9 protein-coding genes are annotated in these 13854 nt (G+C 73.9%); 8 read left to right on the top strand and 1 reads right to left on the bottom strand.

Going from position 1 to position 13854, the window contains the following annotated elements; translation table 11 throughout:
- The first annotated feature begins 76 nt into the window (after positions 1 to 76).
- The 8 genes from kdgD to B0E53_RS03140 all read left to right on the top strand — a co-directional run bounded on the left by kdgD (position 77) and on the right by B0E53_RS03140 (position 10266).
- Complete coding sequence (gene kdgD, locus B0E53_RS03175; RefSeq protein WP_107074568.1) at positions 77 to 1024, top strand: 5-dehydro-4-deoxyglucarate dehydratase; 948 nt, start codon at positions 77 to 79, stop codon at positions 1022 to 1024.
- Entirely contained in the window at positions 1021 to 2352 is a 1332-nt protein-coding gene (locus B0E53_RS03170; RefSeq protein ID WP_107074567.1) for an enolase C-terminal domain-like protein, read from the top strand. The genes kdgD and B0E53_RS03170 overlap by 4 nt, the downstream gene beginning before the upstream one ends.
- A 27-nt stretch (positions 2353 to 2379) precedes the next feature.
- On the top strand, positions 2380 to 3525 hold the full coding sequence (locus B0E53_RS03165; RefSeq protein WP_107074566.1) for a mandelate racemase/muconate lactonizing enzyme family protein: 1146 nt from the start codon (positions 2380 to 2382) through the stop codon (positions 3523 to 3525).
- A 23-nt stretch (positions 3526 to 3548) separates the two neighbouring features.
- Positions 3549 to 5063 carry an aldehyde dehydrogenase (NADP(+)) gene (locus B0E53_RS03160; RefSeq protein ID WP_107074565.1) on the top strand — a complete coding sequence of 505 codons (1515 nt, stop codon included), beginning with the start codon at positions 3549 to 3551 and terminating at the stop codon, positions 5061 to 5063.
- Between the two features lie 84 nt (positions 5064 to 5147).
- Complete coding sequence (locus B0E53_RS03155; RefSeq protein WP_107074564.1) at positions 5148 to 6074, top strand: AEC family transporter; 927 nt, start codon at positions 5148 to 5150, stop codon at positions 6072 to 6074.
- Between the two features lie 116 nt (positions 6075 to 6190).
- Positions 6191 to 7642 carry an FAD-binding oxidoreductase gene (locus B0E53_RS03150; protein WP_210405895.1) on the top strand — a complete coding sequence of 484 codons (1452 nt, stop codon included), beginning with the start codon at positions 6191 to 6193 and terminating at the stop codon, positions 7640 to 7642.
- A 203-nt stretch (positions 7643 to 7845) separates the two neighbouring features.
- Positions 7846 to 9135, top strand: coding sequence for a dicarboxylate/amino acid:cation symporter (locus B0E53_RS03145; protein WP_210405896.1), 1290 nt, complete (start codon positions 7846 to 7848; stop codon positions 9133 to 9135).
- A 63-nt stretch (positions 9136 to 9198) separates the two neighbouring features.
- Complete coding sequence (locus B0E53_RS03140) at positions 9199 to 10266, top strand: NADH:flavin oxidoreductase/NADH oxidase (protein ID WP_107074562.1); 1068 nt, start codon at positions 9199 to 9201, stop codon at positions 10264 to 10266.
- A gap of 18 nt (positions 10267 to 10284) precedes the next feature.
- Here B0E53_RS03140 and B0E53_RS03135 read toward each other — a convergent pair whose 3' ends face one another.
- Positions 10285 to 13782: an ABC transporter ATP-binding protein gene (locus B0E53_RS03135; protein WP_107074561.1), complete on the bottom strand. Its 3498-nt coding sequence runs from the start codon at positions 13780 to 13782 to the stop codon at positions 10285 to 10287.
- Positions 13783 to 13854: the final 72 nt, after the last annotated feature.

Genomic DNA, 13854 nt, shown 5'->3' with positions numbered 1-13854 from the left:
GTGATCGTGACCACCGTCCGCACCGCCGGCTGACGCCGGCGCGGACCCGGACCCGGACCCCAAGGACACGATCACCGTGACGCTGCTGCCCCCGGACGTTCTCGCTGACCGGCTGAAGTCGGGCCTGCTCTCGTTCCCGGTCACCCACTTCGACGCCGACCTGCAGTTCGACGAGGCCCGATACCGGGAGCACCTCGCGTGGCAGGCGAGCTTCGACGTGGCCGGCCTGTTCGCCGCGGGCGGCACGGGCGAGGGGTTCTCGCTGACCTCGGCCGAGATCGACCGCGTCGTGCGGGCCGCCGTTGACGAGGTGGCCGGAAAGGTTCCCGTCATCGCGCCGGCCACCGGCGGCACCGCCGTCGCCGTCGCCCAGGCCCAGGCCGCCCAGACCGCCGGCGCCGACGGTCTGCTGCTGTTCCCGCCGTACCTCACCGAGGCCAGCCAGCAGGGCCTGGTCGAGCACATCAGCGCCGTGTGCCGCGCGACCGACCTCGGCGTCATCGTCTACAGCCGCGCGAACGCGGTGCTCACCGACGCCACCGTGGCCGAGATCGCCGACCGCAACCCCAACCTGATCGGGCTCAAGGACGGAATCGGCGACATCGAGCAGATGACCCGGACCTACGCCCGGGTCGGCGACCGGCTGATCTACGTGGGTGGGCTGCCGACGGCCGAGACGTTCGCGCTGCCGCTGCTCCAGCTCGGGGTGAGCACGTACTCCTCCGCTCTGTACAACTTCCTGCCCGAGTTCGCGCTCCGGTTCTACGCCACCGTACGCGCTCAGGACCGCCCGGCGGTCTACCAGATGCTCACCGACTTCGTGATCCCGTACCTGGACATCCGGGACCGGGCCAAGGGATACGCGGTCTCCATCGTCAAGGCCGGCCTGACCGCGGTCGGCCGCGACGGCGGGCGCGTCCGGCCCCCGCTGGTGGACCTGACCGAGACCGAGCTCGCCGAGCTGACCACCCTGGTCGAGAAGATCTCCCTCACCCAGCTCCCGGCTCCGAGAGGACGGCGATGACCGGCCGCACCCCGACCGTTGCCCGCGTCGAGGCGGTGCCCGTCGCCGGGTACGACAGCATGCTGCTCAACCTCAGCGGCGCGCACGGGCCCTTCTTCACCCGCAACATCGCCGTCGTCACCGACAGCGAGGGGCGGGTCGGCGTCGGCGAGGTGCCGGGCGGCGAGGCGATCCGCCGGACCATCTCCGACGCCGGCGAGCTGCTCGTCGGGCAGCCGGTCGCCCGGTTCGGCCGGCTGCTGCGCGCGGTAGCCGAGCGGTTCGCCGACCGCGACGCCGGCGGGCGCGGGCTGCAGACCTTCGACCTGCGCACGACGGTCCACGCGGTGACCGCGCTGGAGTCGGCGCTGCTGGACCTGCTGGGTCAGCACCTGGGCGTCCCGGTGGCGGAGCTCCTCGGCGACGGGCAGCAGCGCGACACCGTGCCGATGCTCGGTTACCTCTTCTACATCGGTGACCGCCGCCGCACCGACCTGCCCTACCTGGCGGAGGCGGCACCGGCCGACGACTGGGAACGGCTGCGCCGCGAACCGGCACTGACTCCCGACGCGATCGTGGCGCTCGCCGAGGCGGCACAGGCGCGCTACGGGTTCACCGACTTCAAGCTCAAGGGCGGCGTGCTGGCCGGCGAGCAGGAGATCACCGCGGTCCGCGCTCTCGCCCGGCGGTTCCCGGACGCCCGCATCACGCTCGATCCGAACGGCGGCTGGCTGCTGGCCGAGGCCGTCGAACTCTGCCGAGACCTGGCCGGGGTGCTCACGTACGCCGAGGACCCGGTCGGCGCCGAGGGCGGGTTCTCCGGGCGCGAGGTCATGGCGGAGTTCCGGCGGGCCACGGGGTTGCCGACGGCCACCAACATGATCGCGACGGACTGGCGGCAGATGGCCCACGCGGTCCGGTCGAACGCGGTCGACATCCCCCTCGCCGATCCGCACTTCTGGACGATGCGCGGCTCGGTCCGGGTCGCCCAGCTGTGCCACGACTTCGGCCTCACCTGGGGTTCGCACTCCAACAACCACTTCGACATCTCGCTGGCGATGTTCACCCACGTGGGCGCGGCCGCGCCCGGCGAGATCACCGCCCTGGACACGCACTGGATCTGGCAGGACGGGCAGGCGCTCACCCGTGCGCCGCTGTCGATCCGGGACGGGCGGATCGCCGTCCCGACCGCGCCCGGACTGGGCGTCGAGCTGGACCGCGACGCCCTGGCCGCGGCGCACGAGCTGTACCTGGAGCACGGCCTCGGCGCCCGGGACGACGCCGTGGCGATGCGGTACCTCGTGCCCGACTGGGCGTTCGACCCCAAGCGACCCTGCCTGGTCCGCTGACCCGCTGTTCCCTGACGAAGGAGAGACATGACCACCGCCCCCGCAGTCCTCGACCGGATCGAGTCGGTGACCCTGTCGTCCGTCACCCTCCCGCTGCCCACCGGGATCAGCGACGCGAAGGTGCTCACCGGCCGGCAGCGGCCGATGACGGAGGTCGCGTTCCTCTTCGCCGAGATCCGCACCGAGGCCGGTCTCGAGGGCGTCGGCTTCAGCTACTCCAAGCGCGCCGGCGGCCCGGCGCAGTTCGCGCACGCCCGGGAGGTCGCCCCGGACCTGATCGGCGAGGACCCGAGCGACATCGGCCGGCTGTGGACGAAGCTGGTCTGGTCCGGCGCGTCGGTGGGGCGCAGCGGCGCGTCCACCCAGGCGCTCGCCGCGATCGACGTCGCGCTCTGGGACCTCAAGGCCAAGCGCGCCGGGCTGCCGCTGGCGAAGCTGCTGGGCGCGCACCGCGACTCGGTCCGTTGCTACAACACCTCGGGCGGCTTCCTGCACGACTCGATCGGGCAGGTGCTGGAGAACGCCACCCGCACCCTCGAATCGGGCGTCGGAGGCATCAAGATCAAGGTCGGTCAGCCGGACTCGGCGGAGGACCTGCGCCGGGTACGCAAGGTGCGGGAGCACCTCGGTGACGCCGTCCCGTTCATGGTGGACGCCAACCAGCAGTGGGACCGGCCGACCGCCATGCGGGTGGGCCGGGCGCTGGAGGAGTTCGGCCTGGTCTGGATCGAGGAGCCGCTGGACGCGTACGACGCGGAGGGGCACGCCCAGCTCGCCCGGTCGCTGGACACCGCGGTCGCGACGGGAGAGATGCTGACCAGCGTCGCGGAGCACTACGAGCTGATCCGGGCCGGCGCGGTGGACATCCTGCAGCCGGACGCCCCCCGGATCGGCGGCATCACCCAGTTCCTCAAGCTCGCCACCCTGGCCGACCACAGCAACCTGCAACTGGCGCCGCACTTCGCGATGGAGATCCACGTGCACCTGGCGGCCGCCTACCCGCACGAGCCGTGGGTGGAGCACTTCGACTGGCTGTACCCGCTGTTCAACGAGCGCCTGGAGACCCGCGGCGGGCGCATGTTCATCTCGGACCGCCCCGGTCTCGGCATCACCCTGAGCGATCAGGCCCGCGCCTGGACCGTCGACCGCGTCCACGTCGACGCGACCCGCTGAGCCACAAAATGGAGGTACCCCGCATGTCCGACGTCGTGAGCATCGCCCCCCGGACCGGCCAGGCGGTCGAGGTCGTCGCCCGGGAGACGACCACCGAGGAGGTGGACCGGCTCTGCTCGGCGGCGCAAGCCGCCGCCGGCGGGCTGGAGGCGCTGGGCCGTGACGGGCGGGCGGCACTGCTGCGCGCCCTGGCCGACGCGCTGGAGGACCGGCGGGAGGACGTCGTCGCCGTCGCCGACCGGGAGACGGCGCTCGGACCGGTGAGGCTGAACGGTGAGCTGACCCGCACCTCCTACCAGCTCCGCCTGTTCGCCGAGGTCCTGGACGAGGGCAGCTACGTCGAGGCGGCGATCGACCACGCCGGGGACACCCCGATGGGTCCCCGCCCCGACCTGCGCCGGATGCTCGTCCCGATCGGCCCGGTCGCGGTCTTCGGCGCCAGCAACTTCCCGCTGGCCTTCTCCGTGCCCGGCGGCGACACCGCCTCGGCGCTCGCGGCCGGCTGCCCGGTCGTCGTCAAGGCGCACGGGTCCCACCCCGCGACGTCGCAGGTCGTGTTCGACATCCTGGCGGCGGCGGCGGAGAAGGCCGGTGCCCCGGCCGGCACGTTGGGCGTCGTCCACGGCGTCCAGGCCGGCGCCGACCTCGTCGCCCACCCGGCGATCCGCGCCGTCGGTTTCACCGGCTCGGTCACCGGCGGGCGGGCGCTGCTGCAGATCATCGAACAGCGTCCGGACCCCGTGCCGTTCTTCGGTGAGCTCAGCAGCCTCAATCCGGTCGTCGTGACGCCGCAGGCCGCCGCCGAGCGCGGCGCGACGATCGGGACCGAACTCGTCGGCTCCTTCACCCTCGGCGGCGGCCAGTTCTGCACCAAGCCCGGGCTGGTGTTCGTGCCGACCGGTGCCGACGGCGACGGGGTGGTCGAGGCGATGGCCGCGGCGGTCCGGGAGGCCGGAGCACCGGTGCTGCTCAACGAGGGCATCGCCACCGCGTACGGGCGCACCGCCGGTCGGCTCGCCGACGCCGACGGCGTCGAGGTGCTGGCCAGCGGCGCGCAGCCGACGGGAGCCGGCTTCCAGGCCGCGCCGCTCCTCCTCACCACGGCGGCTGCCGACCTGCCCCACGAAGTCACCGAGGAGTGCTTCGGGCCGCTGTCGGTCGTGGCCCGCTACGACGGCACGGCAGACCTGTTCGGGGCGCTGGCGGAGATGCCCTCGTCGCTGACCGCCACCGTGCTGCGCGGGCAGGGCGAGACGGAGCTGCCGCTGGCGGTCTCCGCGAAGCTGCGTCCGCGGGCCGGCCGGATGATCTACGACGCCTACCCCACGGGCGTGGCCGTCTCCTGGGCCCAGCACCACGGCGGACCGTGGCCGTCGACCAACTCCCAGCACACCTCGGTGGGCACCACCGCGATCCGGCGCTTCCTGCGTCCGGTCACCTGGCAGGGGGCACCCGCCGACCTGCTCCCGCCCGAGCTGACCGACGACTACCGCGGCATCCCGCGGCGTGTCGACGGTGTCCTGGAGCTGCCGCGATGACCATGCGGTGCACGCCACCGGGGCGGCCCGCGGACACCGCGCCCGCCGCCGTGGCGTGAACCGCGCGGCGGCGGGTTCGGCCCGGTGAACGGGGTCATCGGCGGCTTCGCCGCCCTGGTCGCGGTGATCGCCGTCGGCTGGATCGTCGGCAGGACGGGCGCGCTGGGCGCCGACGCCGGTGGCGTGCTGTCGCGGCTGTCCTACTTCGTGGCGACGCCGGCCCTGCTGCTGCTCACGCTCGCGAGGGCGGATCCGGCGGCGCTCCTGTCGGCGGCCCTCGTGGCGACCGCCGGTAGCGCGGTACTCAGCGCGCTGCTATACGTGGCGCTGGCCCGGTGGCGCTGGCGCCTGTCGCCGGCCGAGCTGACGGTCGGCGCCCTCACCTCGTCGTACGTCAACGCGGGCAACCTGGGCGTCCCCATCTCGGTGTACGCCCTCGGCGACGCGTCCTTCGTGGCCCCGGTGCTGCTGTTCCAGGTGCTGGTGATGGCACCGGTCGGGCTGGCCGTGCTGGCCGGCTCGCGCACCGCGGGCGACGCCCCGCCCCGCTGGCGGCTGCTCACCCAGCCGCTCCGCACACCGGTCGTGGTGGGCTGCGGTCTGGGCGTGCTCGTCGCGGCCACCGGCGTGGACCTGCCGCCGCTGGTACGGGAGCCGGTCGAGCTCACCGCCGCGCTCGCGGTACCCGCGGCGTTGCTGGCGTACGGCATGAGCCTGCACGGCGCACCACGCCCGGCGTCCGGCGACGGCGCCCGCCGGGTGTGGCTGGCCGTGGCGCTCAAGACCCTCGCCCAGCCGGCACTGGCCTACGCACTCGGTCGCTGGGTCGCCGGGCTCTCGGGGGTGGCGCTGCTCGCGGTCACCGTCACCTCGGCCCTGCCGACCGCGCAGAACGTGTTCGTCTACGCCGTGTCCTACGACCGGAGCACCCTGCTGGCGCGGGACGTCATCCTGCTCACCACCGTCCTGTCCGCTCCCGTGCTCGTCGGCATCGCCGTGCTGCTCGGCTGACGCGATGTCGCGGCGGTATCCAGCCATGCCCGGCCGGACTTGGACAGGCATCGTCGTGGCTCCTAGCGTGGCACCGTGATCATGTCGAGGAACGCCGGAGCGAGGACCGGGTCACCGTGTCGACGAGGCCCGACGGCAGTGACGGCGCGGTGACCGCGGACCTCGTCGGCCGGCTGGGGCAGATCGTCGGCCCCGCCGGCCTGATCAGCGACCCGGGCGGCATGGCCGGCCACCTCACCGACTGGCGCAACGCGTACTCCGGAACCGCCGCGGCCGTCGTGCGGCCGGGCGACACCGGGGAGGTGGCCGCGGTCGTCGCCCTGTGCCGCGAGGCGGGCGTCGCGGTGGTCCCGCAGGGCGGCAACACGGGGCTCTGTGGCGGCGCCGTCCCGGACTCCTCGGGCCGTCAGGTGGTGCTCTCCCTCATCCGCATGCGGCGCATCCGGGACCTCGACGTCGCCAACCAGACGATCACCGTGGAGGCCGGCGCGGTCCTGCAGTCGGTCCAGGAGGCCGCGGCGGCCGCCGGCCGGCTCTTCCCGCTCTCCCTCGGCGCGGAGGGAAGCTGCACGATCGGTGGCAACCTCGCGACCAATGCCGGCGGCACCGCGGTGCTCCGCTACGGGACGATGCGCGACCTGACCCTCGGCCTGGAGGTCGTGCTCCCCGACGGGCGGATCTGGAACGGGCTCCGCGGCCTGCGGAAGGACAACACCGGCTACGACCTCAAGCAGCTGTTCATCGGCGCGGAGGGCACCCTCGGAGTCATCACCGCCGCCGTTCTGAAGCTCTTTCCCGCCGTCCGCAGCCGCGCGACGGCGTGGGCGGCCCTGCCGGGTCCGCAGGGCGCGGTGGACCTGATCGGGGTCCTCCGGGAGATCGCGGGCGACCGGCTGACCGGCTTCGAGATCATGTCCCGGCAGAGCGTGGAGTTCGTGCTGCGCCACTCGTCGGGCGCGCGGGACCCGTTCGGCGACCAGCACCCCTGGTACGCGCTCGTGGAGCTGAGCGACACGCTCCCCCACGCCGGCCTCGACGAGGTGATCGAGGCGGCGCTGGGCGAGGCGTTCGACCGCGGTGCGGTGCGGGACGCCGTGATCGCCTCCGGCTCGGCGCAGGCCACCGCCCTGTGGGCGCTGCGCGAAGGGATTTCCGAGGCGCAGAACCACGAGGGCCCCAGCCTCAAGCACGACGTCACGGTGCCGGTGAGTCGCATCCCGGCGTTCGTGGAACGCACCGACCGGGCCCTGCGGGAGGCCGTCCCGGGCATCCGGATCGTGACGTACGGACATGTCGGCGACGGCAACCTCCACTACAACCTCAGCAAGCCGGTGGGCAGCGATGACGAGGAGTTCCTGGTGCGGGCCGAAGCCCTCGCTCGCCTCGTCTACGACTCGACACACGCGTTCCACGGCAGCATCAGCGCCGAGCACGGACTCGGGCAGTCGAAGCGAGAGATCATCGCCTACTACGCGGACAGTCACGGGCTGGACCTGATGCGGGGGCTCAAGCAGCTGTTCGATCCGCGGGGGCTGATGAATCCCGGCAAGGTGCTGCCGGGCTTGTAAGGAGCGTCACCTCGGTCGATCCTTCCACCTGGGAGCTGGCCGGGAGTAGCCTCGGCAGGCGATGACCAACGTCTGGCACCTCACCGTGCGCCTGTATGTCGACCTCCGACTGCAGGCCAGCGGCGTCTGTCCGGCGCAGCCGCTCTCCTGACGCTGCCCCGTTCACCCCACCAGACCTTGGACAGATCCCCATGGCTTCCGCCCTGCGCAAGTTCCCCTTCTCCGTGCAGATCCTGCTCGGCCTCGTCCTCGGCGTGGCGCTCGGCTTCCTCGCCCGCGCCAACGACCTCGCCTGGCTGACCAGCACCCTCGACACCGTCGGCGGCCTCTTCGTCCAGCTGCTCAAGCTGGCCGTGCCGCCGCTGGTCTTCACCGCCATCGTGGTCAGCGTGGTCAGCCTGCGCGGCGTGGCCAACGCCGCCCGGCTGGCGCTCAAGACGCTGCTCTGGTTCGGCATCACCGCGCTGATCGCGGTAAGCATCGGCATCGGCCTCGGCCTGCTCACCAATCCGGGCAAGGGCGTCACCCTCGACCTGTCCGGCGCCACCGCGCCGAAGAGGACCGGCTCCTGGACCGACTTCCTCACCGGCATCGTGCCGACCAACCCGGTCGGCGCGTTCGTCGAGGGCAACGTCCTCCAGATCGTCTTCCTCGCCCTGGTGGTCGGCGCCGCCGCGCTGCTCATCGGCGAGGCCGCCGAGCCGTTCGTGACCCTCAACCGCTCGGTGCTGGCCATCGTGCAGAAGGCGCTCTGGTGGGTCATCCGGCTCGCCCCCATCGGCACCCTCGGCCTGATCGGCAACGCCGTCGCCTCGTACGGCTGGGACCTGCTGGCCCCGCTTGCCAAGTTCACCACCGCCGTCTACGTCGGCTGCGCCATCGTGCTGTTCGTGGTCTACCCGCTGGTGCTGGTGGCCGCCGGCCGGCTCAACCCGCTGCGCTTCTTCGCCGGCGCCTGGCCCGCCATCGAGCTGGCCTTCGTGTCCCGCTCCTCGGTGGGCACCATGCCGGTGACCCAGCGCTCGGTCGAGCGCCTCGGCGTCCCCCGCGAGTACGCCTCCTTCGCCGTGCCGTTCGGCGCCACCACGAAGATGGACGGCTGCGCCGCCATCTACCCGGCCCTCGCCGCGATCTTCGTGGCGCAGGTCTTCGGGGTGCACCTGGGCGTCACCGACTACCTGCTGATCGCCTTCGTCTCGGTGGTCGGCTCGGCCGCCACTGCGGGCCTGACCGGCGCCATCGTCATGCTCACCCTGACCCTGAGCACGCTGGGCCTGCCGCTGGCCGGCGCCGGCCTGCTGCTGGCCATCGACCCGATCCTGGACATGATCCGCACCGCCACCAACGTGGCCGGCCAGGCCCTGGTGCCGACCGTCGTGGCCGCCCGCGAGGGCACCCTCGACCGGACCGCGTACGACTCGGCCGGCAAGCGCGACCTGGTCGACGCTGTCGACGCTCCGGAGAGCGAGCGGCTCACCCCGGTAGCCGCCTGAGCACATCGTTTCCCGAGGGGGGAGGGTTTCGGCCCTCCCCCCGCCGCGTCGAAGGATGACCACATGAGCGCCCTGTTCACCCCGCTGACCCTGCGCGGCGTCACCCTGCCCAACCGGGTGGCGCTCGCCCCGATGTGCCAGTACAGCGCCGGCCCGGACGGCCTGCCCACCGACTGGCACCGCGTCCACCTCGGCTCCCGCGCGGTCGGGGGCGCCGGGCTGATCATCACCGAGGCGACCGCCGTGGTGCCCGAGGGCCGGATCAGCCCGCAGGACACCGGGCTGTGGTCCGACGCGCACGTCGGGGCGTGGCGACCCATCACCGCGTTCATCGCCGCCCAGGGTTCGGTGCCGGCCGTGCAGCTCGCGCACGCCGGGTTCAAGGCATCGACGTACCGGCCGTGGGCCGGGCACCGGGGCGGCGAGCCGGACGCCGAGGGCGGTTGGACCCCGGTCGGCCCCGGCGCCGAGCCGTTCCTGCCGGACTACCGCACGCCGGCCGCGCTGGACGAGGCCGGCATCGCGGGGGTGGTCGAGGCGTTCGCCGCCGCCGCCCGCCGGGCCCTCGACGCCGGCTTCGCCGCCGTGGAGATCCACGCCGCGCACGGCTACCTGCTGCACGAGTTCCTCTCCCCGCTCACCAACCACCGGACCGACGGCTACGGCGGCGACCGGGCCGGCCGGATGCGGCTGACCCTGGAGGTGGCCCGCGCGGTCCGCGCCACGGTCGGCGAGGGCGTGCCGGTGCTCACCCGGATCTCCGCCACCGACTGGGTGGACGGCGGCTGGACCGTCGAGGACAGCGTGGTCCTCGCCGGCGAGCTGGCCGCCGCCGGCGTGGACCTGGTGGACGCCTCCTCCGGTGGCGCCTCCGCCGCGGCGAGCATCCCGATCGGTCCCGGCTACCAGGTGCCCCTGGCCGCCCGGATCCGCCGAGACGCGGGCGTGCTGACCGGCGCCGTCGGCCTGATCGTCGAGCCCGAGCAGGCCGAGCAGATCGTCGCCGGCGGCGAGGCCGACCTGGTCCTCCTGGGCCGCGAACTCCTCCGGGACCCCTACTGGCCCCACCGCGCCGCCGCCAAACTGACCCCCGCCCCCGCCTGGCCCAACCAGTACACCCGCGCCTTCTAAGCCCACTCGCGGAGAACCTCAGCCCGCCAGGTGGCCCCAGCGGGATTCCAGGTCGTGCCACGGTCCCTGGGCGGCCACCGTGCCGTCGACCAGGACCACCACGTGGTCCGCGCGGACCAGCGCGGCCCGCTTCGCGGTCGAGCCGACCACCGTCACCCCGTGCTCGCGCAGTGCGGCCCAGAGCGCCAGCTCCGTCGTCACGTCCAGCGCGGACGAGACGTCGTCGGCGACCAGCAGCTCGGTACGCGGCGCGAGCGCCCGGGCCAGCGCCAGCCGCTGGAGCTGCCCACCGGACAGCCGGGTGCCCTTGTGTCCGATGAGCAACCCCAGCCCGCCCCCGGCCGCCGCCAGGTCGTGGTCCAGCTGGGCGGTCGACACCGCGTCGGCGGCGTCCACCTGGTGCCCGAGCGCGATGTTGTCGGCCACCGTGCCGGAGAGCACCCGGGGCAGCTGCCCCACGTACCCGACCTGGTTGGGGCGGAGGAACAGCTCCGGCTCCGTGACCGGCTCGCCGTTCCAGCGCAGCGTGCCGACGTGGTGCACGATCCCGGCGAGGGCCCGCAGCAGCGACGACTTCCCCGCGCCGACCGGCCCGACCACCAGCACCAACTGCCCGCGTTCGACCGTCAGGTCGACGTCCCGGACGGCCAGGGTGCCGTCGGAGTGCAGCGCGCCGAAGCCGGTCAGCTCCAGCCGGCGCAGCGGGTGCCGGGGCGGCGGTTCCGGCGCCGGGGCGGTGCCGGCGGCCAGGTCCAGCCCGGGCACCGCGGCCGAATAGGTGGCCTCCCTGGTCATCGCCACGGTCCGCCTGGTCCACACCCGGGCCGACGGGTAGTGCGAGACCAGCGACGCGGTGGTCCAGGCGAACCAGCGGGCCGCCCCGAGGGTGGAGACCGCGACCAGGGTGGCCCCGGCGGAGAGCCCGCCGGCCAGGTAGAGCGCCCAGGCGCCGATCGGCAGCAGGCCGCTGGCCAGCGACGGGGTGGACCGGGCCCACACCTGCATGGCGATCTCCCGGCGCTGCCGGTCGCTGCGCACGGTGTCCAGCTTCGCGAGGTGGTCCAGCACCGGGCGGGTGGCGCCGGCGAGCTTCACCGTCCGGGCCGCGGAGAGCGAGGAAACCAGGGCGGTGGCGAAGGCGGCGCGGGCCTTGACGGTGCCGCCGGCGGTGCGTTCCAGCCGGGGCCCGAACAGGGTGGCCGCCAGCCCGGAGACCACCATCGTCCCGACGAAGAACAGCGCGGGTACGAAGCTGCCGGTCACCAGGGTCATGGTGATCACGATGGCCAGCGAGATGAACTGGTCCATCAGGTTGTCGGCGAGCTGCACCACCCGGTCGGTGTCGCCGCCCTGGGCCACCACCTCGGCCGGGGTGTGCCCGCTGACCCGGCGCGCCCCGGTCTGCCCGTGCACCAGCCGCGCGCTGATCCGCAGCATCTGCCGGATCCACCACTGCGGGAACCACAGGTTCGTCAGGTACGGCAGCGGCAGCACCACCAGCAGCGCGGCGACGATGCCCAGCGCCGGCAGCCACGGGTCTCCCCCGCCGACCACCTCGGCCCAGAGCCAGGGCAGCACCGAACCGTCCAGCCCGAGCAGGGTCATCACGATGAACAGGCAGACGGAGACCAGCCCGTACCGCGGGTCGTTGGTGCCCAGCCGGAGGATCTCCCGCAGGGTCCGCGCGGGCGGTGGGGCCGGCAGCGGCGGCGGGTCGGTACGCGGCACCGCGACCTGGCGCGGCAGGGTGGCCGGCTCGGCCGGTCCGGCCGGCTCGTCGGGCCAGCCGTCGGGGCCGTCCAGCAGTTCCACCCCGCCGCGGCGGGCGGCGCCGGCACCCGCATAGGCGCTGGCATTGCTGGTGGCGAGCAGTTCGGCGAAGCGGGCCGACTCGCGCAGCGGGCCGGCCTCCAGCACCGCGCCGTCGGCCATCACGACGACCTCGTCGCAGCGGCGCACCGAGGAGAGCCGGTGCGCGATGACGATGCCGATCCGGTCGGTGAGCAGCCGTTCGGTGGCCTGGCGTACCCGGTTCTCGGTGACCGGGTCGAGCCGGGCGGTGGCCTCGTCGAGGATCACCACGTGCGGGTCGCGGACCAGGATCCGGGCGAACGCGACGAGCTGCTCCTGCCCGGCGGAGAGCACGTGCCCGCCCTCGCCGAGCCGGGTGTGCACCCCGTCGGGGAGTTCGGCGATCCAGCCGGCCAGCCCCAGCTCCTCCAGCGCCCGGGTGGCGTCGTCGAGCAGGTCGGGGTCGAAGAGCGCGACGTTCTCGGCGAGGGTGCCGGCCAGGATCTCGGTGCGCTGGGGCACCACGGCGATCCACCGGCGCAGCGCCTCGACGTCGAGTTCGGCCAGGTCGGTGTCGCCCAGGAAGACGGTGCGGGATGGCACGTCCACGGCCCGGGTGAGCACCTTGGCCAGCGTGGACTTGCCGGATCCGGTCCGGCCGACCAGGGCGTAGGACCGGCCGCGGGCGAAGGTGAGCGTGACGTCGCGCAGCGCCGGCCCGCGCTCGTCTCCGGTGGCCGGGTAGCGGAAGGTGAGCCCGCGGACGGTCAGGTCCCCGTCGACCGGGGCGGCGCCGCCGGTCGGCTCCTGCCGGGAGTCGGCGAGCAACTGCACCCGCGCCCACGCGCCGAGCGCCTGTTGCAGGTGCGGCACCCAGCGGGCGATGTGCTCGACGGTCGCGCCGAAGGCCAGGGCGAGCAGCCAGATCGCGGTGAGCCGGGCGGCGTCCACCCGGCCGGTGGCGAGCGCCCACGCACCGGCCAGGACCACGGCGGCGATGCCGACCCGGACGCCGCCGGCGGCCAGCGCGGTGACCCGGGCGGACAGCCGGAAGACCCGCCCGCCCCGGGCGATCACCTCGGCGGCCCGCCGGGCGTAGAGGCGCAGCACGTACGGGCGGGCCAGGCTCGTGCGCACGTCGTCCTGGCCGTGCACCGCCTCCTCCATCACGGCGGCCAGGTCGGACCAGGCCTCCTCCTCGACCATCCGGGCCGGGGCGATCCGGGCGGTGGGGCGGCGAAGGGCCACCCCGAGCAGCGCGGTGAGCAGGATCATCCCGACGCCGGCCGGCCACCAGACGACCAGCGCGCCGACCGTGGCGAGCATGCAGACGGCGACCCCCTGGACGAGCCGTACGCCGGTGTTCCGCATCTCGGCGGCGACCTGGTAGACGTCGTTGTCGATCCGGTCGAGCAGTTCGCCGACCGGGGTGGTCTCCAGGGTGGGCAGGTCCTGCCCGAGCGCGACCCGGCAGAGCCGGCGGCGGACGTCGGCGGACCAGTCGGCGGTGAGGCCGGCCATCAGCAGGCCGATGAGCAGGTCGGTGACCACGGCGGCGACCAGCGCCACGGCCAGCGCCGTGAACCAGCCGGGCGACCGGTGCACCAGCACCGGTCCGGCCAGCGCCGAGGCGGCCGCCTGGCCGCCGGCGCCGAGCACGATCAGCAGCAGGACGACCGCCATCCGGCGCGGTGCGGTGGCCCGGAGATCGCGGAGCAGGCGCATGGAAGGTCCTCCGGACTCGGGTCGGTGGGGGCGGTGCCCCCAGCCTCACCCGGCCGGCCCTGCCACTCAAAC

Source organism: Micromonospora sp. MH33, assembly GCF_003013775.1.
Taxonomy (GTDB): Bacteria; Actinomycetota; Actinomycetes; order Mycobacteriales; family Micromonosporaceae; genus Micromonospora; species Micromonospora fulviviridis.
Note: the sequence above shows the minus strand (reverse complement) of the source record. Positions and strands in the feature narration are given on the sequence as shown.